21 protein-coding genes are annotated in these 21,967 nt (G+C 62.1%); 8 read left to right on the top strand and 13 right to left on the bottom strand.

The genetic code is table 11. The features are described 5' to 3' along the window. The first annotated feature begins 21 nt into the window (after positions 1-21). Positions 22-249, top strand: a complete 228-nt coding sequence (locus Pan216_RS24570; protein ID WP_145262330.1) for a hypothetical protein — start codon at positions 22-24, stop codon at positions 247-249. 131 nt (positions 250-380) lie between these two features. On the opposite strand, the gene ispG is transcribed toward Pan216_RS24570, so the two are convergent. Then, a complete protein-coding gene (ispG, locus tag Pan216_RS24565; RefSeq protein ID WP_145262328.1) occupies positions 381-1,538 on the bottom strand; it encodes a (E)-4-hydroxy-3-methylbut-2-enyl-diphosphate synthase in 1,158 nt (385 codons plus the stop codon). Positions 1,539-2,105: 567 nt separating this feature from the next. On the opposite strand from ispG, the gene Pan216_RS24560 reads away from it, so the two are divergent. Continuing rightward, positions 2,106-3,074, top strand: a complete 969-nt coding sequence (locus Pan216_RS24560; RefSeq protein ID WP_145262326.1) for a CHAD domain-containing protein — start codon at positions 2,106-2,108, stop codon at positions 3,072-3,074. 121 nt (positions 3,075-3,195) lie between these two features. Further along, on the top strand, positions 3,196-3,945 hold the full coding sequence (locus Pan216_RS24555; protein ID WP_419192946.1) for a hypothetical protein: 750 nt from the start codon (positions 3,196-3,198) through the stop codon (positions 3,943-3,945). 238 nt (positions 3,946-4,183) lie between these two features. Here the strand turns inward: Pan216_RS24555 and Pan216_RS24550 are convergent, their stop codons facing one another. Beyond that, complete coding sequence (locus Pan216_RS24550) at positions 4,184-5,194, bottom strand: DUF6065 family protein (RefSeq protein ID WP_419192945.1); 1,011 nt, start codon at positions 5,192-5,194, stop codon at positions 4,184-4,186. A gap of 219 nt (positions 5,195-5,413) precedes the next feature. On the opposite strand from Pan216_RS24550, the gene Pan216_RS24545 reads away from it, so the two are divergent. After that, positions 5,414-5,764, top strand: a complete 351-nt coding sequence (locus Pan216_RS24545) for a rhodanese-like domain-containing protein (RefSeq protein ID WP_419192944.1) — start codon at positions 5,414-5,416, stop codon at positions 5,762-5,764. Positions 5,765-6,495: 731 nt separating this feature from the next. Further along, complete coding sequence (locus tag Pan216_RS24540; protein WP_419192943.1) at positions 6,496-8,991, top strand: peptidylprolyl isomerase; 2,496 nt, start codon at positions 6,496-6,498, stop codon at positions 8,989-8,991. Between the two features lie 57 nt (positions 8,992-9,048). Here the strand turns inward: Pan216_RS24540 and Pan216_RS24535 are convergent, their stop codons facing one another. The 7 genes from Pan216_RS24535 to Pan216_RS24505 all read right to left on the bottom strand — a co-directional run bounded on the left by Pan216_RS24535 (position 9,049) and on the right by Pan216_RS24505 (position 16,094). Beyond that, positions 9,049-9,681 carry a PilZ domain-containing protein gene (locus tag Pan216_RS24535; RefSeq protein WP_145262321.1) on the bottom strand — a complete coding sequence of 211 codons (633 nt, stop codon included), beginning with the start codon at positions 9,679-9,681 and terminating at the stop codon, positions 9,049-9,051. Between the two features lie 186 nt (positions 9,682-9,867). Then, positions 9,868-10,059, bottom strand: coding sequence for a hypothetical protein (locus tag Pan216_RS24530; RefSeq protein ID WP_145262319.1), 192 nt, complete (start codon positions 10,057-10,059; stop codon positions 9,868-9,870). 60 nt (positions 10,060-10,119) lie between these two features. Then, the gene (locus Pan216_RS24525; protein ID WP_145262317.1) at positions 10,120-11,415 is read right to left on the bottom strand and encodes an inorganic phosphate transporter; all 1,296 of its coding nucleotides are present in this window, start codon (positions 11,413-11,415) and stop codon (positions 10,120-10,122) included. A gap of 38 nt (positions 11,416-11,453) precedes the next feature. Beyond that, positions 11,454-13,652, bottom strand: coding sequence for a polyphosphate kinase 1 (ppk1, locus tag Pan216_RS24520; RefSeq protein WP_419192942.1), 2,199 nt, complete (start codon positions 13,650-13,652; stop codon positions 11,454-11,456). A 539-nt stretch (positions 13,653-14,191) separates the two neighbouring features. Next, a complete protein-coding gene (locus Pan216_RS24515; protein WP_145262315.1) occupies positions 14,192-14,521 on the bottom strand; it encodes a hypothetical protein in 330 nt (109 codons plus the stop codon). A gap of 143 nt (positions 14,522-14,664) precedes the next feature. Beyond that, a complete protein-coding gene (gene fmt, locus Pan216_RS24510; protein WP_145262313.1) occupies positions 14,665-15,615 on the bottom strand; it encodes a methionyl-tRNA formyltransferase in 951 nt (316 codons plus the stop codon). 101 nt (positions 15,616-15,716) lie between these two features. Further along, positions 15,717-16,094, bottom strand: coding sequence for a hypothetical protein (locus Pan216_RS24505; protein WP_145262312.1), 378 nt, complete (start codon positions 16,092-16,094; stop codon positions 15,717-15,719). A gap of 340 nt (positions 16,095-16,434) precedes the next feature. On the opposite strand from Pan216_RS24505, the gene Pan216_RS24500 reads away from it, so the two are divergent. Continuing rightward, on the top strand, positions 16,435-16,743 hold the full coding sequence (locus tag Pan216_RS24500) for an Mpo1-like protein (protein ID WP_145262310.1): 309 nt from the start codon (positions 16,435-16,437) through the stop codon (positions 16,741-16,743). Here Pan216_RS24500 and Pan216_RS24495 read toward each other — a convergent pair. Continuing rightward, a complete protein-coding gene (locus tag Pan216_RS24495; RefSeq protein WP_145262308.1) occupies positions 16,677-17,162 on the bottom strand; it encodes a hypothetical protein in 486 nt (161 codons plus the stop codon). The two genes, Pan216_RS24500 and Pan216_RS24495, sit on opposite strands and share 67 nt — an antisense overlap. A 401-nt stretch (positions 17,163-17,563) precedes the next feature. On the opposite strand from Pan216_RS24495, the gene Pan216_RS24490 reads away from it, so the two are divergent. Beyond that, a complete protein-coding gene (locus Pan216_RS24490; protein ID WP_419192941.1) occupies positions 17,564-18,010 on the top strand; it encodes an ACT domain-containing protein in 447 nt (148 codons plus the stop codon). A 24-nt stretch (positions 18,011-18,034) separates the two neighbouring features. On the opposite strand, the gene Pan216_RS24485 is transcribed toward Pan216_RS24490, so the two are convergent. The 3 genes from Pan216_RS24485 to Pan216_RS24475 are packed head-to-tail and all read right to left on the bottom strand — an operon-like array spanning position 18,035 to position 21,040. Beyond that, the gene (locus Pan216_RS24485) at positions 18,035-19,852 is read right to left on the bottom strand and encodes an ATP-binding protein (protein WP_145262304.1); all 1,818 of its coding nucleotides are present in this window, start codon (positions 19,850-19,852) and stop codon (positions 18,035-18,037) included. Further along, the gene (locus Pan216_RS24480; RefSeq protein WP_145262302.1) at positions 19,849-20,703 is read right to left on the bottom strand and encodes an HDOD domain-containing protein; all 855 of its coding nucleotides are present in this window, start codon (positions 20,701-20,703) and stop codon (positions 19,849-19,851) included. Before Pan216_RS24480 ends, Pan216_RS24485 begins: the two co-directional genes overlap by 4 nt. Next, a complete protein-coding gene (locus Pan216_RS24475; protein ID WP_145262300.1) occupies positions 20,693-21,040 on the bottom strand; it encodes a hypothetical protein in 348 nt (115 codons plus the stop codon). The genes Pan216_RS24480 and Pan216_RS24475 overlap by 11 nt, the downstream gene beginning before the upstream one ends. Before the next feature lie 416 nt (positions 21,041-21,456). Here Pan216_RS24475 and Pan216_RS24470 point away from each other — a divergent pair, with 416 nt between their 5' ends. Next, positions 21,457-21,954, top strand: a complete 498-nt coding sequence (locus tag Pan216_RS24470) for a DUF427 domain-containing protein (protein ID WP_419192940.1) — start codon at positions 21,457-21,459, stop codon at positions 21,952-21,954. Positions 21,955-21,967: the final 13 nt, after the last annotated feature.

The following is a 21,967-nucleotide window of genomic DNA, read 5'->3' as shown; positions in this document are numbered from 1 at the left end:
GGCTCGGAAAACCAAGGATCATTGGCGGATGCGAACCCCCTCACCCTAACCCCTCTCCCACAGGGAGAGGGGAACAAGAGGCTCACTCTCCCACAGGGAGAGGGGAACAAGAGGCTCACCCTCCCACAGGGAGAGGGGAACAAGAGGCTCACCCTCCCACAGGGAGAGGGGAACAAGAGGCTCACTCTTCCACAGGGAGAGGGGAACAAGAGGCTCACCCTCCCACAGGGAGAGAACCTTAGAGCCTGACGCTTCGGCCGAGCCGGCCCCGCAGGTGAGGGAACTGCCTGATCGTTCGAGCGTCGGTAGGTGTGCGTGTCAGGCAATGGCCTGACCTACGAGAAAGCGTGCGTGAACGGCTGACCTGCAAAAAGGCTCTCCTAGGTCGCGACGCCGGGCGTCTTCGCTTCGATCAGGGCGTCGAGTTCTTCCTTGAGCCGACCGAGAATCTCGTCGTAGGGATAGGCGCCGAGTTCCTGCTCCCCCTTCTTCAGATTGACGTACTTTGGGCCGCACCAGAGGCCGAGATCGGCGTCGTCCGTTTCGCCCGGACCGTTGACTCGGCAGCCCATGACCGCGATCGTGATCGCGTGATCCTTCGCGTAACGCGTCAGCTCCTTCACGTCCTGAGCGAGCACGACAAACGCCTCGTTCTCCACCCGCGAGCAACTTGGGCAACTGATGATGTTCAGGGTGTCGAGACCGAAGTCGACGACGCTGCGGACGCGGCCCGCGGCAATGTCCGCGAGGATCCCTCGACCCGCCTTGATCTCCTCGTGCTTGCGATCGTTGGGAACGGTTAGGGAGACGCGAATCGTGTCACCGATGCCGCGCCCGATCAGTTGCTCGAAGGCGATCCGCGTCTTGATGACTCCGTCGGGAGGCATGCCGGCCTCGGTGACGCCGAGATGGAGCGGAACGTCGGGGCGCTGCTCGGCGAAGCGACGGTTGACCTCGATCACTTTGCTCGGGTCGGAGTCCTTCATCGACACGCAGTAGCGGGTGAAACCGAGACCGTCGAGCAGCTCGCAGTGTTCGAGGGCACTGCTGAGCATCGGGGCGATCGAATCGTCGGGCGGGAAGAGGCTGAGCTTGTCGGGATCGACCGAGCCGCAGTTGACGCCGATGCGGATGGCGCAGTCGTTCTCCGCCGCGATGCCGACGATATAGCGGACCTTCTCCTGCCAGGGCTTTTCGCGTTCGTGGTGATAGAGGTGCCCGGGGTTGTAGCGGATCTTGTCGACGTGCGGCGCGACGTGCTCGGCGAGCCGGTAGTTCTCCTGGAGGTCGACCGAGAGGTTGGCCGCGGTGCGCTTGCGAATCTCGGCGAGCGCTTCGGCATCCTTGCGGCTGTCGACGGCGATGCGAACGACGTCGGCGCCGGCATCGAAGAGGGCGTTGGTCTGCTGGGTCGTCGCCTCGACGTCTTGCGTGTGGGTCGCGCACATGCTCTGGACGGCGATCGGGTGGCCAGCGCCGATGGTGACGTTGCCGATGGTCACCGCTCGGGTCGGATTGCGCTCGATCTCAACGGACATGCTTCTGGTTCCCTCCATAGGCAAGTCTAAGCCCGGCCTTGTGGAAACACAAAACCGAGGCGTCGACCACCCGACTTCCTCTTGAGCCGCCGCCCTCGCAACGATTTCGGGCCAGTGCGGTCGTGACCGATTGCTCGATCCTCGCAGGCCCCTCGCGGTCCATAGCGACGGGAGATCTCATTCCTCGCTCTCTATTCTCGCGAAAATGGGCGGATTCGTCTCGATGGCGGTCAAAAAGGAGTCGATTTGGTCACGCCGAGGACATGGAGTTGGCACGACGGGATCGCTGGTCATCGGGAAAGTCCCGAGGGAAACGGAAAAACTCGGATTTCTCTCAGGGTGGGGCGAGAGGGCGATCGGCAAGTCTATTGTCCGGCGAACGAGCGTTTCGCGGCATCGCCGCCGGGCCCTGCTCCGACAATCGGGCGCGCTCGTTGCATTCACCATATCTGAACATTTAAGCCAAGCCGAGATGGGGCGGGACGTCGCGTCCACGCTGATGACGCGATCGCTGGGTATCGACAGCCTCGCCATCGAGTCCCGCCTTCAGATTCAAAGGAGACTTCCATGAGCTACCACTTCAAGGCCGACGAGACGACCGACCAAGGACTTCGACGCATTGCCCACGAGCAAACGCTCAAGGCGATCGACGTGCTCGACGTCGCCCCCTTGCCGATGTCCGCGAAGATCCACGACATGCGCAAACGCTGCAAAAAGGTCCGCGGACTGCTCCGCCTGGTGCGCGGTTCCAACACGGACCTCTACGACGTTGAGAATAAGCGCTTCCGGGAGATCGCCAAGACCGTCTCGGCTCGTCGCGACGCCACCTCGATGATCGAGGCGTTCGACAAGCTCATCGAAGGCCATGAGGACAAGCTCAACGTTGCCAGCTTCGCGCCGGCCCACGCGGGTTTGGTCCGCCGCCGCGATGAAGTTCGTCAAGAGAGCGAAGACATCAACGTGGTGGTTGGAGAACTCCTCGCCGAGCTGAAGGAGGGAGCCAAGGCGATCGAGGACTGGTCGCTTCCGGAGGCGGACGAAGAGGTCGCTGGTTTCGATCTCTTCCGTGGCGGCTTTGTTAAGACCTACGCCGATGGCCAAGAGGCGATGGAGGTCGCGCTTGAGAAACCGACGCGCGGCAACATCCACGAGTGGCGCAAGCGGGCGAAGGACCACTGGTACCAGGTTCGCTTGCTTCGCGAGAGTTGGAGCGTGCCGATGAAGTCGCGCCGCCGGGCGACCAAGCGAATGGCCGATCATCTCGGGGACGATCGCGATCTGACGTTGCTGCGCGACACGCTGACCGAGCAGCCCGAACAGTTCGGTGGTGTCGACGTCGTCGAGATCGTGATCGGGTTGATTGACCGGGAGCACGAGCAATTGCGGTTGCGCGCGATGGACGTCGGTCGCCGTCTCTACGCGGAGGAACCGGAGTCGATCGCCGATCGCTTTGAACGCTACTGGATGTCGTGGCGAGAGTCGGAGAGTCGGCTTCCCGCGGAGATCGCCGAGTTCGAGGACGCCGTCTCCACGTAAGAGAATTGTTCTCGACGAGGGCTCGTCACGGCGCTGGGCCGGTCTCTCTGACATGGGAGGAGGCCGGCCCCTTTGTTTGAACGTCAACGCGCCGACGCGTCAACTGATCGGAGGCATCGTCATGGCCAAGAACTCGAAACGACTCATTGTCCTCTCCGGCCCTTCCTGCGCGGGGAAGTCACCCTTGCTCAAGGCTGTCGGAGACCTCTTCCCGAAGCTGCGCGAGCAACTGGTCCCGTGCGTCTTCTACAACTCTCGCGACGCCCGCCCTGGCGAGGAGGATGGCGTCGACTATCACTTCCGCTCCCGAGAAGAAATTGAACATTTTCGCGACAAGGACGACTTCGTCGTGATGGACGTGCGTGGTGATCTGCAAGCCGCCAACATCGTCGAGTGGCGCGACGAGGCGGAAGGTGATCTCTTCTTCGAGGGAAATCCTTTCGTCGGCCGAGCGCTGCTCGAGCATCCCGCGCTCGAGAACCTCGAGAAGGTCGGCATGTTTCTGTCCCCCATCTCCAAGGAAGAAATTCGGGCGATCGGCGTGATGGAGAATCTCGAACTCGACGACCTCGTGGTCACCATGATGCGTCGCAAGCTCTTGCGTCGGACGCAGCGTCAGAAAGGACTCCTGGGGTTACCCGAACTCGAGGACATCGAGAATCGGGCGGGGTCGGCGCCGAGGGAACTTCGCATGGCATGCCACTTCGATCATGTCATTCCCAACCACGATGGCGAGGATAGCGAGCACTGGTGGGCGTTCCCACTTCCTCTCGGCGATGCTCGACGAGCGACGCTCGCGGTGGCGACGCTTCTGCGCGGGGAAGTTCCGCCAATCGCCGAGGCGTGGGACGAGGAATTGTTTGAGAGTTAGGCTCCGTCTCAAAAGTCGGCTCTGGCTTCGGCTGGCTACGTTGCCGCGGGACTTTGTCGGTCTGCATCGACGAATCCGACGGATTCGCCTGTTTCGACCTCCTCGCCCCCCACCAACTCGCTGTGCCTCGGGCTGACGATCAACTCTTGAGACGAAGCCTAGCACCCCGTTGGCCTATTCGCTGTCGGCTACGAACGGATTCTGTGAACAATGTCGGCGCCTAAGGGAGCCATCGGCGTCACTTACCGGCGTCGTCGGGAGTCGGACGTCTGGGGATCTCCTGGCCACGCTTGTCGGCGAACTCCTTCACCGATAAGTGCGTCTGGTGTTGCGACCAACGAATCCCTTGGTCGGCGGCGCCTTGGAAGTACTCCTTTTGCCACCCTTGACGACGGGCTTCGCTCCCCTCGACTTTCAGGTCTTTCAAGAAGCTCGAGCGCGAACGCGACCAGGCGTTGAACGCCTCGAGCATTTCCGGATCGTCGGTCATCATGCGGATCTCGGGTTCGAACTGGTCGATCGTCCCCCGAGCGATCGGGAAGATGTGGCAGATCGGCTCGTCCTGGTGAAACTCGACCCAGTTGTTGGTTCGCGTCAGCTTCCAATTCATGGTGAAGGTCGCGGTGAGCCAGTCGGTCTCGACGATGCCCTCGAGCGCGTGAATGCCGTCCTTGTAGCGATTGACCGGTCCCTTGACGTAGAGATTGACACCAACGGGCGTGCGAAAGAGGAACGCGAGGCTAAAGGTGAGCACACCCTCGCCGAAATGCCCGGTGATCCAGGAGTCGGGCTTCCCCTCGGGCCACTCGAAGTGGAGGTTCTCGGGCGCTTGCCCGCCGTCCCAGTAGACCCGGAAGGGCGTCGGGTTCAGCAACTCCCAACCATGTTGATTCGCGATCGTCAGGGGCAGACAGCGGTAAGCGAAGCGGTCTCGGGTCTGGTCCATCCATTGACGCTGGGGCTGGGCCCGTTGGATGGGTTGGCTCGTGTCGCAACACTGATACGCGATGAGGGTGTTCTCGGGACATTCCGCGATCGGGCGTCCCTCGTCCCCGAGCTTGAGACTCGGTTCGAGCGATTCGGGCCGAGTCGGCTGATTCGGGGCCATCTGGGAGATGGAGACCGACGGCGTTGGCGTCGAGTTGCCAGGCTGCTGAGACGCAGTAAGCCCCGTGTGCCCGATGATGACCTGAAAGTTGCCGAAGGGACCGCCTTGGTTGGCGGGTGGGTTGTTCTGTTGGTCGGCCATCAACTTCACTCCATGATCGTCACGGGGCAACGTGCACGACGGGGTGCACCTTGCCAAGGGGTTCGGGCGCCGAATGTTCGTGGACGCTCGCGATGCTCCGCCAGCACCTTGGCGGACGACGGCGGTCCTTCAACGGGTAACCTTCGCCCTGGGTGCGAAATGGCGTCGTGCTTCGCTTATCATAACGGGGGAAAACGGTCCTGTGCAGACAAGAGGAGAATGATGAGCGACGAGCAGCGGGGGGATTGGGAGATCGAGCCTCAGTTTCTGGTCGATCTACTGGATCAGGGAGATGAGGGCATCGTCCTCCTCGACTGTCGCGAGCGGGAGGAATACGAGATTGCTCGCATCGACGGGTCACTGCTCATCCCGATGAGCGAATTGCAAGGGCGAGTCGCGGAGTTGGAGCCGTACGCGGACGCGGAGATCACGGTCGTCTGCCATTTGGGCGTGCGGAGCCTCCAAGTCGTGCAGTGGCTTCGCCAGCGTGGTTTCGCTGGATCGAGGAGCCTGCGGGGTGGGATTGACCGCTGGTCCCGGGAGATCGACTCGTCGGTGCCCACCTACTGATTTCTACTCGGGAATCTGCTGTATCTCTTTGTTGTGATTGCGGTTAGCGATTTCTGTGTTGCCGCGTCGTCGGTGGTCGCGTTCCACAGAGAGTGAATGCGTGTGACGACGGGGGTGGCTTCGGTCCATCCTCGCGCGGCCGGTTGGCGCCGACAACAATCGCTCGCGGTCGTGAAAGATTTGGCCCTTTGGGCAGTACTGAAAAAAACGACCGGAACGATTCCAACGGATCGGTGGGGGAATGCGTAGTGAGTGTCGCGAGCGACCTCTTGCGACATGGGTTGTCAACCTATTACGATAGGGGGGACTGCACGGTCTGGTGAAGCCAGTCAGCGAGCGTGGACGTTGACGATCCCTGGACGGCGCTCCTCAAGGAGCGACGAGGGGGGAATCCTCATGCCCGGTGCGGTGGAGAGAGACACCCATGACGTTTCGGGGACGTACTCGGTCGGGGGCATGCCGAGAGCGCTCGATCCTCAACGCTTCGCGGCGCTGCCCACGGTGATGGTTGGTCCAAGTGGTTCTCAAGAGAGGCGGATGACTGACGAGATGGGAGTGGGGCATGAGTTGGCCTCGCGGGTCCATCGACGGTGACCGGTCTTTCACGAGATGAACAATTCCTACGAGAGAGAAACCCTGACATGATTCGCGTTCCCACTACCTGGGCAGGAAAAGTCTGTCGAAACATTCTGGCAAGCTTTCCCCGCCCAGGCCGCGTCGAGCGGGCTCGGTTGGCCACGAGCAGCAAGCTCGGTTTCGACGCCCTGGAAGACCGCGTGGTGCTCGACGCGAGCATTTCGGTCATCTCGCCAACGGGTGAGGATATTGTCGCGGGATTCACCGGGAAGAGTTCGCTCGTCGCGGTCGCGACCGATGAGACCGACGGGCTTCCGGTCACGGTCAGCGCTTCGACCAACAACTCCAACGTGAGCGTCGAGGTCTTGGGCGACGTTCGCAATCTCGAACTCGACGTCTCCGGGGTCAACGCGGAAGGAGAGGAGTTCTCGGGCACGATCATTCTGCGGCTCTTCGAGGACCTGATGCCGGAGACGACCTCCCAGATCATCAGCCTGGTCGAATCGGGCTTTTACGATGGTTTAACGTTCCATCGGATCATCGACGACTTCGTGATCCAGGGTGGCGATCCCAATGGCGACGGCACCGGTGGTCCGGACTTCGAGTTCGCCGACGAGTTCGATCCGCGACTGACGTTCACCTCGCCCGGTCTCTTGGCGATGGCCAACTCCGGTAACGACACCAACGGGTCGCAGATCTTCATCACCGACATCGATGTCCCCTCCAGCAGCTTCCCGCAGAACCTGAACTTCAACCATTCGATCTTCGGCATCATGGTGGATGGGTTCGACATCTTCGAACAGGCCATTACCACCGAGACCAACCAGCTCGATCGTCCGGTCAATCCGGTGACGATCGACAGCGCTCGGATCGTGACCGATACCGACAACGTCGTGCTCCTGGTCTCCGCCGATCAGGACTTTGTCGGCACGGCGCAAGTCACGGTCTCGGCGAACAACGGCCAAGGGTCGATCGCAACGGATTCGTTCACGTTCAACGCCGCCCTCGACCCGGTCAACGACCCGCCCTTCCTCGATCCGGTGAGCGACTTGGTGACCGAATTGGGCGAGCCGGTTTCCTTCACCGTCGCCGCGACCGATCTCGAGGGGAACGAGCTCATCTACCAAGTCGGTAGCAACGGCAACATCGACCTTCCGCCCGCCCAGATCGACGTCGACCTCGATGCCGCGACCGGCGAGGTCACGCTGTCGCCTCAAGATGGGGTGGTCGGCGAGGTCAACCTGATCATCGGGGTTCGTGATCCCTTCTCCACGACCTTCGACACCGAGGAGTTCACGCTCACCGTGACGGCGGCAACCGATCCCTCGATCGAAATCGGACTCAGCGCCGACAGCGACGATGGCGGTAACTCGACCGTTTCGGCGACGCCGACCATCGAAGTGATCGCCGATGAGGGATCGACGGTCGAAGTGCTCATCAACAACCGCGTCGCGGCGGTGGCGACTCCGTCCGGAACGGATCCGACACGCTATGTCGCGGTGCTACCGGCCGACGCCCTCCAACTTGGAGAGAACGAGGTTCGCGCCAAGGAGACCAAGTCGGGCGGAGAGATTGTCGTCTCCGAGGTCCAGACGGTCCTCTATACCCCCTCGCAGGATGAAGCGTTCATCGCGGTGGGCGTGCCGGCCGAAGGCGACGCGACGATGACCTTCTCGGTCCTCGCCGCGGTGACGGCGTTCTCCAACGAGGTCGGTCTGTACCGGATGGACGACGCCGACGGCACCGTCGACGGCGTTAGCCCGGGCAGCGCGAACTACGCGTCGACGGTGCTCAACAGTTCCGGGCGGCAAGTCCTCTTCGCGCAGGGCTTCCAAGAGGGAGCCTCGACGACGATCGCACTGGAGGCGGGAGCCGTCTACGGCGTCTACGTCGTCGCCGACGCTACCAGCAGCGAGTTCCTAAGCCAGAACCCCAATAATGACTCCACCGGCGACGGGCCGTTTGTCTACTTCACGACCTTCTCGGCCAATCCCGACGGGATTCGCCATCACCAGACGGTCGCCGACGCCGTCGGTCAGCGGGTGAGCTACTTCTTTGAGGATCTCTTCGATGGCGGCGATCTCGACTTCAACGACCTCGTGATCGAGGCTCGGGCGTCGGGTGTCCCCTCGAGCGGCAGCACCGAGACGGTCCGCGTTCCCGGGGGCAGCACCTCGACGACGACGGTCGGGGCCTCGGTCGCCGGCGTCGCCGACGACTCCACCTTCTCCGAACTCGGCGTCTTCACCGTGGACGATGTCGACGGGACGATCGACGGGCTGTCGCCTGGCGATGAGGGTTATCTTGCCGCCGCGCTCGCGGCTGGCCGTCGCTCGACGCTCTTCTCCGATGGAGTCGCCGTCGGGGACGAAGTCAGTCAGGACTTCTCCGGCTCGGAGCTCATCGGCTTTTACGCGTTGACGGGGGGCTCCGCGGAGGAGTTCCTCAATGGCAATGCCGCGATCGAAGTCATCACGAGCTTCGCCGCCACCAACGCCAATGGCGAAGATCGCTTCACCTTCGAAAGTGGCGAAGAGGAGTCGATTCCGGCCACGCTCGAGGCCGACCAGTTCCTGGTCTACGTCAAGCGAACCGGAGGCACGGTCGGTAGCGTCAACCAGCTCTCGGTGCTGTTCGACTTGGCTCCGTAGAGCAACCTTCCCATCAACGACCGCTTCATCCCGTCACGTCCGGTGGCGGGATGAGGGTCAGCTCAGCTTGGCGACGAACTTCCCGCCCACCTCGTGGAACTTACCGGTTCGGCGACACCGCACCGTTTCGGCGAGGAGTTGCTGCGTCTCCCCCTTCATTTCGACTTCGACCAGGAAGTGCCGGACGACCACATCCTTGACGTGATAAATCGATAACCCCTTCGACGAGACGTCGCGCAGGACCGCCAGGTAGGGTCTCCCCAATGGCGTCATGTGATCGGTCAGCTCCTGGACCGGGACGGGAGCGGCGATCGAGTAGCGGGCTTCCTCGCGACGATCGTCCGTCGCTCCGGGATCGGGGCTCGCCAGGATCTCTTGCACGTGCTCGACTAGTTCGGGCGCCACGTTCGCCATGCTGTCGGCGCTGAAGGTCTTTCGCGTCGGCATGATCGCCGGACGGCCAGAGGGTGTCTTGGCGAAGACGAGGGACAAGCCCCAGCGTTTTCGATCCTCCAGGTGGACGAAGACCTGATCGTTGCCATCGAGACGGAGCCGCTGGACGACGTCGCGGTCGATACGCTGTCCCGCCGGAGCCAATGGTTCCAGGTCTCGGTTCAGAATGGGGTGGTCGACGTGATGGTCCAGAGGTAGCCGATCGACTGACAGGCCAAAGTATTGATCGTCCATCACCCAGCCCGACTCCCTTGTGTGCGTCCCTTGACGTCGCGCGGCGTGCGCGCTGACGGTTCGCGGTCCATTCTATCGCAAGCGAGGCTCGAGCGGGTTGGGATCGTGGCCGAGCTCTTCGCCGAGGCCGTGTGCCTGGCTCTGAATGGAGGTCCGCTTACCGCCGGCATCGCATCGTTCAGCGGCCCGCTACAGGGCTGGTGTCGGGTGAACCCAGAGATCCATGAGCATGAGGAAGGTGCCGAGACCGACCAAGAGCCCAAGGAGTCGTGGGCTCATGCGGGCGATAAAGGTCTGGTGGCGCGAAACCGTGGAAAGGGCGAGCAAGTAGGCGACCGCTCCCGAAATCAACCCAAGGATCGCCGCCGCGGTTGTCGCCATCGTTCGCTCTCGCAAAGGTTCTCGCTCGTGGGGACGCGCCAAGCCCCTCGACGATTCCGCCTACATCGGAGGCGTGACGGGTTCGGGCAACGCGAAGATCACGTTGAGCAATTGGAAGATGCCGACGGCGACGACCGCGGCGATTGGCAACGTCACGATCCAGGCGACAAAGATCCCGCCGAGGATGCCGAAGTTGACCGACTTGACTCCGCGATAGAGACCGACGCCGACCACCGCGCCAGTCGCGGCGTGACTCGAACTGACCGGGATACCCGCCATCGAGGCGGCGACCACCGTCGTCGCCACCGAGAAGTCGACGCTGAAACCGCGAGTGTTGGTCAGCGGTGTCAAGCGTTCGCCCAAGGTCGAGATGACGCGATGGCCTAGGATGCCGATGCCCGCCGCGATCCCGGCACCACCGAGGATGAGGATCCAGATCGGCACGGAGTAGTCACCCACTTCCGAGGGAAGTCCGTGAAGTTGCACGACTAGGAAGACCGCGAACAAGGGGCTGATCGCGTTGGCGACATCGTTGGCGCCTTGCGCGAAGGCGACATAGCTCGAGGTGCCGACCTGCAACCGTTGGAAGACTGACTCGACTCCCTCGAGGTTGTCGGAGACGCGGTTGCACCAGAAGGTGACGAGGCCCTGGGAGATCAAGACGGTGTAGGGACAGACGATCGCCAGGAGCACCACGATCTCCCAGACTTCGAACTCCTTGAAACGTCGTAGCGCTCCGGCGTTGAGGAAGAAGTAGAGCAAGATGCCCATCGTCAGGCCGATGATGTACGGGACGACGCGCTTGATGCGAACGATCGACCCCGCGCCGCCGTCACCGACGATCGATTTCTGAATGAACCAGACCAGCAAGTAGGAGAAGAGGGCCGCGATCAGCGGCGAGGCGACCCAGGTGATCGCGATACTGATCATCATTCCCCAATTGACCGAATCCCAGCCGGCGACGAAGATCGCCAAGCCGGTCAAGCTGCCGATGAGGGCGTGCGTCGTGCTGACCGGAAGGCCCAGCACCGTCGAGCAGAAGACGAAGACGGCGGCCGCGAGCAGGATCGAGATCATCGCGAGCACATACTGATCGGGACTGGCGAAGTTCCCAGGGTTGATGATTCCCGTGATGAGGGTCATCGAAACGTTGCCGCCCAGGATCACGGCCCCGAGGATGTTCATCAGGCCGGCGATCGCGACCGCTTGCTTGATGGTGATCGCCTTGGCACCGACGGCCGACGCGAAGGAGTTGGCGACATCGTTGGCACCGATGGTGAACGCCATGAAGAAACCGCCGATGCCGGTGACGATGAGCAGCATCAATCCCATTTCGGCGACGGATATCTCAAACATTTCGGTTCCCTTTTCCCAGGGCGGACTGGTCAGTCAGTTCACGAGTTCGTTTCGCGTTCGGCGCGACGTTTCTTACGGATTCCCTTGAGCAGTTTCTTGCGAGAAACCCGCTCGTCGACGATGAAAGGCAGGGCCTCGTCGACCGGCAGGAGCGGGGGATCGACCGGGTTGCGCGCCGCCGCTCGCAGTAGATACTGCTGGGCTCGGACGCGCGGCGCCGTTTCGTCGGTCACTTCACTCGGCGTGACTCGGTTCCACTGACCGGTCGCTGTCAACTCGTGGGCCTTGACGTTGTCCGAGAGATTGACGTTAAGAATCTCGATCAGTTGGGCCCGGAGCAACGGATCCTCGATCGGGACCGCGATCTCGATCCGACGCAGCAGGTTCCGGTCCATCCAGTCGGCCGACGCGAGGTAGACGCGTGGCTGGCCCTGGTTGCCGAAGTAATAGATGCGGCTGTGTTCAAGGAAGCGATCGATGATCGAGCGGACCCGAATATTGTCGCTGATCCCGGGAACTCCCGGGCGCAGGGCGCAGATGCCGCGGCAGATCAGATCGATGCGGACGCCCGCTTGGCTGGCGGCGTAGAGGGCGCGGATGACCGATGGTTCGAGCACGGCGTTGATCTTGGCCACGATGCGTCCCTCCGGCCCGAGGGCGGTCTCCGCCTGGATCATCTCGACGAGCGAGGAACGCAAGCGACTGGGAGCGACGATCAACCGTTTCCAGCTAGGGAGCTCGCCGTAGCCGGTGAGGTAGTTGAACAGAGCGCTGGCGTCGTCGGCGAACGCTTCGTCGGCGGTGAGGATGCCGACATCGGTGTAGAACTGTGCCGTCTGCGGATTGTAGTTGCCCGTCGACAAGTGAACGTAGCGATGGATCTTCGACTCGTCGCGGCGCACGACCAGGCAGACTTTGCAGTGGGTCTTGAGGCCGAGGATCCCGTAGACGACGTGGACGCCCGACTTCTCGAGTTCGCGCGCCCACGCGATGTTGCGTTCCTCGTCCATGCGAGCTTGGAGTTCGACGAGGGCGGTGACTTGCTTGCCCTGATCGGCCGCTCGCTTGAGGGCGCCGACAATCGGGGAGTCGCTGCTGGTGCGGTAGAGCGTCTGCTTGATCGCCAGCACTTTCGGATCGTCGGCGGCGGCGCTGATGAAGTCGACGACCGGCTTGAACGAGTCGTAGGGGTGGTGCAGAAGGATGTCACCCTCGCGAATCGCCGAGAAGACACTGCTCGCGTCGGCGATGATCGACGCGACTCGCGGGACGTGCGGTGGATCGCGAAGCTCTTCGTGGCCCGCGAGGTGATACACGTCGAAGAGTCCCGTCAAGCCAACCGGGGCGCTGACTTGGTAGACGTCCGATGTTTCGAGGTCGAGGGCTTCGCGCAGAAACTCCACCAGCTCGAGTGGAGCTTCCGCTTCGATCTCCAGCCGGGTCGCGGCGCCACGGCGTCGTTCGCGGATCTGCCGTTCGATCTTCTCGGCGAGATCCTTGATCTCCTCGTAGTCGTCGAGATCGAAGTCGGCATCGCGGGTCACGCGGAAGACAAAGCTGTCGATGACGACCATGCCGGGAAAGAGTGCCTCGATGTTCTCGCGGATGATTCGTTCGATCGGAACCAACTCGTCTCCATCCTCGCTACTTACCGGAACGTAGCGGGGCAGGACCGAGGGAAGCTGGACGACGGCGAGGAGTTGGCGCGACTCCTTCTTCCGGCGCAGTCGCACCGCGAGATTCGAGGAGCCGTTGAGCAGATGGGGAAAGGGATGGCTCAAATCAATCGCCAACGGCGTCAGGACCGGGAAGATCTCGCGCGTGAAGAGATCGCGCAGATGATCCCGCTGTTCCGGTGACAAGGGTTCGGCGTCGCGAATCGCGATGCCATTCTCTCGCAGTCCGGGCAGGACCGCTTCGTGCAGGCAGCGGCACAACTCGTCCACCAGTTCGTGGACCCGTTTGGTCACGGTGAGATACTGATCGCGCGGCAGCATCTTGTCGCCGCCGGAACTCGTGGTGATGCCCGAGGCGATCTTCTTCTTCAAGATCGACACCCGCACCATGAAGAACTCGTCCAGGTTCGAACTGAAGATCGCGAGGAACTTGAGGCGTTCGAGGAGCGGGACGTCGGGGTTGAGTCCCTCCTCAAGAACGCGACTGTTGAACTCGAGCCAACTCAGCTCGCGATTGATGTAGAGCCGAGAGTCGTGCAGTTCGCTGGCGGCGTTCGGCAACGCACTCGATTCCTGCGCTGATTCGGACGGCATTTCCACCAAGGAAGACTCCGACAATGACACGTCCGTGCTCACGTGATCCTAGGGACCTTCATCAAGGGAAGTTGTTCGCGGCGAGCGGTGAACCGGGTCACCGGGTTGACGTACGTCACGTGACCAACGGCTCACTTGGAAGCCCGCTTGGGGGCAAAGGTTCCAGCTCCGCGTCGGTAGAGATACGAAAACGCTTGCGCGCGTCACCCGCTCGTTTGAGAAGGACGCCCCGTCGACGACCCGGGCCTTCCTTCGTCGATTCGCGAAGGAGCCGAGCGCCATCGGGCGGGGTGAGTGCTGCAAACCAAAGAGGATGCATCGCTCACGATAGATGGGCGTGTGGAGGGGCAAAGTGTCGTCGGATCGCTTCCGCCGACGCACGGTGATAGGGGCGGCGAAGCCATCGGGAGAGCGCGGAATTGCGGACGGCGTTGGGGATGATGAATTGGTGAAGGTGGCCAGGGAGAAGGTCGTTTGTCGTGGGCGTCGACTAGATTGATGAGCCGCTAGGTCGCGCCGACGGCTTTCTCCATCCGCGCTTGCGCGGCTGGTTCGCTTGCGGTCGCGGCGAGTTCGGGCACGTCGTTCGTCGCTGGCGCGGGGGCCTGCTGTCCGAGTAGCCGACGACGCGTCTCCTCGAACTGTTCGTAGCGCTGTTCACGCTTCTGTTTGGAACGATCGGCAGCCTGTTGACGGGATTGGAGTCGAGCGGCGTGGAACGCGGCGAGTTCCGCCTTGTACTCGAGGTATTTGCGATACTGGGCCACGAAATCCCATACCACATACCCCGCGACGAGGAATGCCAATCCGTAGATGACTAACGTCACTTCGTCCACGTTAGAGTCTTCCGGTCAGCCGCCTCCCTGCTTACCTAGTTTCTCTCCGAACACATTCTGCGTCACGATTGTGGGATTGGCAAGAATTCGATGAGGAGAATGTCGCCCTATTGTCACAATGAGAGCGCAACTTCTCGTGATCTTCACTCAAACTGGTCTCCGGGACGCACGCGATGCCCCCTGAGAAAGCTGGCCGTGTCCAATGGCTTCTTTCCCGCGGGCTGGAGCCGAGCAATCGATAGGGTTCCCGTGCCGGTGGCGATGATGAGTTTGCCACCCTCGGCTTCGACCACGGTCCCCGGCACGGCGCTCGGCGCCCCGCTCGGATCGGCGACGTCCACGCTCAAGAGCTTCATCCGAACGGGAGCTCCTTCCGGTCGAACCCAGTGAGTGAAGCATCCAGGCCACGGATCGAGAGCGCGTGTCTGATCGTGGAGTTGGCGAGCGGTCCGGTTCCAGTCGATCTTGCCATCGTCCTTGGTCAGCTTTGGTGCGAGACTGGCTTGTGAGTCATTCTGCTCGGTGGCCGAAATAGTTCCATCTTGGAGAGCGTCGGTAACTTTGCAGGCGAGGGTCGCCCCCATTTGGGCGAGCCGAACCTCCAGTTCCCCGGCCGTCTCCTCCGACGCGATCGGCGTACGCTCCATCGCCAGGATCCCGCCACTGTCCAGCCGTCGACTCATCTGAATGATTGTCACTCCGGTTTCGCTCTCGCCGTGATAGATCGCCCACGCGATCGGGGCAGCGCCCCGGTAGCTCGGAAGCAGCGAGGCGTGAATGTTGATGCCTCCCTTGGAGGCGGCGTCGAGACAACGTTGCCGAAGGATCTGGCCGAAGTCGGCGACGACCAGCAGGTCGGGAGCGAGATTCGCCAACTCCTCGACGAACGACTCGGCGTTGACGTCGTCGGGCTGGGCCAGCGACAGTCCCAGCGTCGTGGCGGTCAGCGCGACCGGGCCCGGTTCGATTCGTTGGGACTTGCCCCGCGGCCGATCGGGACGCGCGACGACTTGGACGACCTCGTGGGGAGAGGCGTGAAGTGATTCGAGGGCCGGAACCGCGAAGGGCCCGTTTCCCATGTAGGCGATGCGCATCGAAAGTCTCGTGACTGAAGTCGTGACCGGCGCCTCGGCGCGAGCGTTGTCGGTCCTGGCGATTCGGAAACCAATGTTCTATCGAGGCGGGCCGGGAGTGCTCACTTGAAGCGAAAGAAGAGGCGATAACTTCTTCCCGAGGGGACTTCGGCGAGGAACCGCGGTTCTTGCGGGTCGCTCTTGAGCCACTGAACCGATCGGTCGCGGGCGCCGCAGCAAAAGGGGACCGGGGTCAGCATGATCTCCGCGCCCCATTTATACTTCGGCCACGCCGTCACCTTGGGAACCCCGTAGACGCGGTAGCTCGTCTCGTTCTTATTGGGAACCTTCCAGTGGTAGAGGCTAACGGTGTCGGAGATCCGCTTGACTTGGGCGTCCTTGGGGATGGAGGTATCGTCGCGTTCCTCGGCGACCAGCTCGGGACGGGCGTTCGAACAAACCAGGAGCAGCACGAGAAGAGAGAGTCGAAACGTCCTCATGATCGATGGGCTCCCGAAAGACGATGCCGTTCCCATGGACCGAACATCGATGGCGCGCCCGGCGGGGACGGGCGAAGCGGTCTGCTGGTTTCGCGGTACGCGAGTATGTGATGTATCGGCTTTTCCGGCCAGACGACTTTGTTCCATCGCCAACGAGGGGAAGGGACGTCGCCGCGACCGGCCGTCAAACGCGGCGAGGCGTATAACGACTCAAGCGGCCTTGGCGCAACGAGCATCGTGACGTGACCGGGGTCGAGTCCTACGTCCCGCTTGGCCGACGAGGGCGTGTCGGCTCGACGCGTCGCCGCGCGGCCCCAACGTTTCCTCAAGGAAGGTCCCGATGAAGATCGTCAAACGCATTCTGAGCAACTGGATGGAACGTCATCAGGACCCCGTCAGCTTCGCGCTGCACATGGTGGGGATCCCGATGACGATCATCGCGGTGGGATTCCTGATCGCCGGCTGGTGGTTGACGGCGCTGATCCTCTTTGTCGGAGGCTACGCGATTCAGTTCGTCGGTCATGCCATCGAGGGCAATGACGCGGGCGAGCTGATCGTCTTCAAGAAGATGCTCGGCAAGCCCTACGTCGCGGTGGTGCCGCGCGACAAGGGAACGTCGGCATCGACCTCCGAGCCCGCCTCCCAGTAGATTGCCGGCCGCCGGGCTTCTTTGGACTCTTCCTCCTCGGGCGGTGGCTTGAGGATGACGAAGTAGACGAAGATGCCGATTCCCGCCGAAAGGAGCAGGAGGAGCCACAGGACTCCGGACCAATGCTTGATGGCGGCTTTGCGAGCTTTCTTTCGTTTCTCTTCCTGTTCGAGTCGGTGCTGGCGTCGTTCCTCGCGCCGTTCTTGTTTCTTGCGCTCTTCCTCCTCGTTGGCCGCGTCCTCGGACATGGCTTGCACGCCGTAGGGGATGTTGCCATCCTCGTCGGGGGTGACCACGTCAATCTTTCGGTCGCAGCGCGGACAGGGGATGCGCTTGCCGATCGACTTGGGACTCTTGATCTTCAGGGGAGCCTTGCAGCTCGGACAGTACATCGTGTACGGAAAGGTCAGCTTCGCCATTCGTTCCGATCCTCGTCATCGATCTGGAGGGATGCGCCATGGGGAGAACGGTCTCTGAGCGAGGCGAAGCGTGGGGCTCGCCGCGTCGCATCCGCCGCTGATCCCGCCGGACCGGTGACCCGATGTTCCCCTCGCGGGGAGCATGGGAGCACGTCGTTCGGCCACGTTCCTTCCAAGTCGAATGGCACCGCGATAGGTCATTCCCGCGTTGATCGACACGGGTGCCGCGCGTCGAACTCCATCCGAACATAATTGGCTGGAATGCCAACGGCAAGACGTTGCTGGTGGAAATGGTTGTTGAACTGTTTCGGACTCGATTTAGACTTCAAGAGGGAGTCCGTGCCGGCCTCAAGGGTGGTTTGCCGGAGGATCCCCGTAAGGTTCACTTCATAGGAGTAGTCATGGAAACGCTGCGCCAGTTTACCGCGTTCCTCGAGAACAAGCCGGGGCGACTTTCGAGTATTTGCAATGCCTTGGCCAAGGAACGCGTCAGCATCCGAGCCCTCACGGTGATGGATAGCAAGGAGCACAGCGTTTTGCGGTTGGTGGTCGACTCGGTCGAGTCGACCCGCGATGTGCTCTCCAAGCTCAATACGCCCTTCTCGGAAACCGACGTGATCGCCGTCGAAGTCAAGCACCATCCGGGTGAGTTGGCCAACGTCTGTGCGCAGCTCGCCGACGGCAAGGTCAACGTCGACTACATGTACTGCAGTGCCGGTACGAAGAACGGCAAGACGATCGCGATCCTCAAGGCGACTCCCACCCAGAAGGTGAAAGTGGTGCTCAACGGAACGCCGACGTCGAAGACCAAGAAGAAGCCTCCGCGTCGGCGCGCTCCGGTCCGGTAGCAGCCGGTTGCGAGAAGCGGGCGGTTACGATTCCCGCGCGGCCCGGCGTTGTTCGAGCTGGGCCGCGAGGATCTCGTGGAACTCCTGGCGGTCGATCGGTTTGGTGACATAGCCACTGCAGCCGGCGTCGACACACTTCTTCCAATCGTCGTCGCCGTCGGTGGTGGCCAGGCCGATGATCGAGGAGTCGATTCCCCGTTCACGTAGCAGCCGGGTCGCTTCGTAGCCATCCATGATCGGCATTTGCAGGTCGAGCAGGATGAAGTCGAAGGATTCTCCCTCCGACCGCGCCGCTTCGGCGAGCTGAATCGCTTCGGCGCCGTTGTTGACGATCGTCAGGGTCGCTCCGAACTTCTCGAGAACCGAGGCGATCAATCGCTGATGATCGTGTCCGTACTCGGCCAGCAAAACGCGGCAGTCGAGTGCTGGCAGTTCCTGCGAGGGTTCCATCTCCGCGAGGTCCTGATCTCCGTTTGGTGACGTGCCGCCAGGTTGCTTGACGGCGGCGACCTTCTGGTTGATCGGAATGTGGAGCGTGAAGATGCTCCCACGCCCCACCTCGCTCTCCGCGACGATCGAGCCTCCCAGGTCCTCGGCCAGTTGCTTGCTGATCGTGAGCCCGAGGCCCGTTCCGCCGAACTGTTCGCTGGTCCCTTCGCTGGCTTGGCTGAACGGCTCGAAGATTCCACGCAACTCTTCGGGTGTCATGCCGACCCCAGTGTCCACGACACGAAAGGCGACCGAAATGTCGTCGCTCCTACCGAGCGCGACTTGAAGCTCGACGTGACCTTCCTCGGTAAATTTGATGCCGTTGCTGATCAGGTTGACCAGAATCTGACGTAGTTTCGGCGGGTCGGTGTGGATGAGTGGTGGCGTGTCGTCGCCGACGCTGACCGTGAGGGAGATGCGCTTCTCGTTCGCCTTGATCAACATCGACTTGACGACGTCCTGGGCGATTTCCGCAGGGGAGCAGCGTTGCCGTACCGGCTCGAAGCGGCGTTCGTCGATCCGCGCCAGTTCCGTGATGTTCTCGACGATCTCGCCCAGCCACTTGCTGTTGCGCAGGACCACCCGCAGATCTTGACGACGTTCCGGCGAGATCGCCTCGAGCGAGGGGTCTTCCAGCAGGAGTTCGGTGAATCCCGTGATCGCGGTGAGCGGCATTCGCATTTCGCGGATCTTGGTGACGAGATACTCTGTCTTGGCGCGGCCGGCTTCCTCCAGTCGTTCGTTGGCCGCCCGGAGCGTGCGTGTTCGCTCCGCGACGATCGACTCGACCTCGCTGGTGGCTTGGCGCAGACTTTCCCGGATGGCGGCGTTGTCGAGAAGCTGCGCGGTTTGCCGCATCGCGATGGAAATCAGCACCTCCGATTCGCGAGGCAGCGGTGGCGCCGACTCCTCGAGGATGCCCACGAACATGCCGATGACACGTTGTTCGGTCGCGAGGACGTGAAACAACAGGGGGCCGGACGCCCGCGTCGAGGTGACCAAGACGGGATGGGCGTTGTTGACGGCCCACCCAAAGGTTCCCGACTCGATTTGTCTGTCAATCTCGAGTTGAAGCTCCTTGCGGCAATCCTCCGGTTCGCATTGATCCAGGAGGAAATCGAACGATTCCTCGTCGACGAGAAAGAGCGCGATCGTTTCGAGCGGTAGCAGTTGGCCGAGGGCGTCGCGTGTGGCGCGCAGGATCCGGCGACGCTGTCCGGGGTAGTCGAGGTTCGCGGAAGGGGCTTGGCTAAGTTCCGCGATCCGTTCGAGAGACTCCGCGTGTCGCCGATGCATCTCGGCGATGGACATTCCAGGGATGCTGGGGGACGACCCCGGAGGGGGAGTATTCACGCCACTCCCTCGACGACGATTTGCATGGTGACCCAAAGTTGATCCTCGGCGGCTTGGATCAACGACGGAACTTGATCGGCGGGGATGCCCAGCGAATCCCACGCCTCGGGAACGAAGTGAGGGACGAGTCCCTCGCCGCTGCTGCCGAACCGCAGCGCGTTGGCCATCACGTCGGCGACATGGACCGTTCGCGCTTCCTGGGAGAACTGCCGAGCGTCGAGTGGCGTGTGGTGCAGCGCGGCGACTTCCAGATGAACGGCCGGCACCTTCCAAAGTTCGAGAAGAGCCTTGCCGACATCGCCGTGGTGATAGCCGAAAGCCTCGCTCTCGGCGTCGACCAGAAGAGTCCCCGTCTCCCGACAGTGCTGGATCAGCCTCATGCACTCGGCCGGTTCCTTCATGAACAGGACGAGTCGGCCGACGTCGTGCAGGAGTCCCGCGACGAAGAGACGTTCGGGATCGGGATATCGCCCTTGTTGGCCGATCACGCGGGCCAACAGGGCGCACGCGAAGCTGTGTTTCCAGAACGATTCCATCTCGATCAAGTTCGGCGGCACGTCCTTGAAGGCGCGGACCACGGAGATGGCGAGCGTTAGTTGCTGAAGTTGTCCCATGCCGACGATCGCGACCGCGTGGGTGATCGTGTCGATGCGTCGCGGAAAGCCGTAGAAGGCGCTATTGGCCAGCTTTAAGAGCTTCCCGGCCAGAGCGGTATCTTCGCTGACGATCTGAGCCAAGTCGGTCGCGGAGCTTCCGGGGTTGGAGATCTCCTCACTCAAGCGAGCGAAGATATCCGGGAGCGTGCTTAGGGAGTTGACTCCGCGTGCTAGTTCACCTGGACTAGCAACCATCAAGTGTCTCCTCCAAGAGTTGGTCCGTGACGCGAGCGGTGGCCTCGGCGCGAAGCACGACGATGAGCGGATGATCGCTCGGGACGTGCTGGAAGGCCCACTCGGTGAGTTTCGCCGCGTGGGCCGCGATCTCCGGCGTTACCGCGAGACAGTGTTGGTCGACGTCATCGGAGTCGCCGCCGATCTCGACTTCGAGCACACCCCACTTGCGGAGAATGCTGAGGTGGTTCGACGTCAGCGACGTCCCGGCGGGGACCAGGAGCCTCCCCGTGGCGTCACAGACATCGATCCGGGCGTGCATTCCTTCGCAAACATTTTCGAGAGCGAGTTTGGGCATTCGTTCTTCTACTCCGTCCTTCCGGCACGAATGGGTCGATGGGATCAAACGTTCTGCCGGGAGCATCCTGCGTGCGTTTTAGTCTACATCCTATCGAGGGAAAGTGCGCGCGATCGGATGGGCCAATCTTGAACGAATTCTTTTGAAGTCTTCGTGTTTCTCTGAGTTGTTCTCCCTCGTCGCCGGCGCGTCATGGAGCGGTCGCACGAGGACGCTCGGACCATTGTCACCGTGGAAAGTGCCGACCGCATGGCTTGATGATGGCGTTGCCGAGGAGGCCTCCCTTTGACGAGTGGTCAACCGCTACGTCTCCCAGCATCGTCGACTCATCCTGGGATTGCTTCTCGACAGCCTCGCTAGAGTAAGGCGATATGGTGGTGGATGAGCGTGCGGTTTTCGAAGGAGTGACAATCAACGTGTCGCGAGCGGAACGAATCGAGCCTGGTCCCGGCCAAGAGTCGGTATGGGACTACCCCCGTCCTCCCGCGATGGAGAGGATGAGCAAGAGAGTCCGTATCGTCTTTGGCGGTGTCGTTCTCGCGGACTCGACCCGAGCCCTGCGCGTGTTGGAAACGAGTCATCCGCCGAATATCTACCTTCCCCCGGAGGATATCCGCGTCGATCATCTGGTCGCCAGCACTCACCAAACTCACTGCGAGTGGAAAGGGGAGGCCCGCTACTACGACGTCGCGGTCGGAAGCCGGATCGCGGCACAGGCGGCGTGGGCCTATCCGAAGCCGGTGGAACGCTACGCCGATCTCAAGGACCACATCGCGTTCTATCCAGGGCCCATGGACCAATGCACCATCGACGGCGAGGTTGTTCGCGTCCAGGAAGGAAACTTCTACGGCGGATGGATCACCGACGACATCGTCGGCCCCTTCAAGGGCGCGCCTGGAACCTGGGGTTGGTAGCGAGCCGAGCCGG

The organism is Kolteria novifilia, from assembly GCA_007748055.1.
Lineage (GTDB): Bacteria > Planctomycetota > Planctomycetia > Kolteriales > Kolteriaceae > Kolteria > Kolteria novifilia.
Note: the sequence above shows the minus strand (reverse complement) of the source record. Positions and strands in the feature narration are given on the sequence as shown.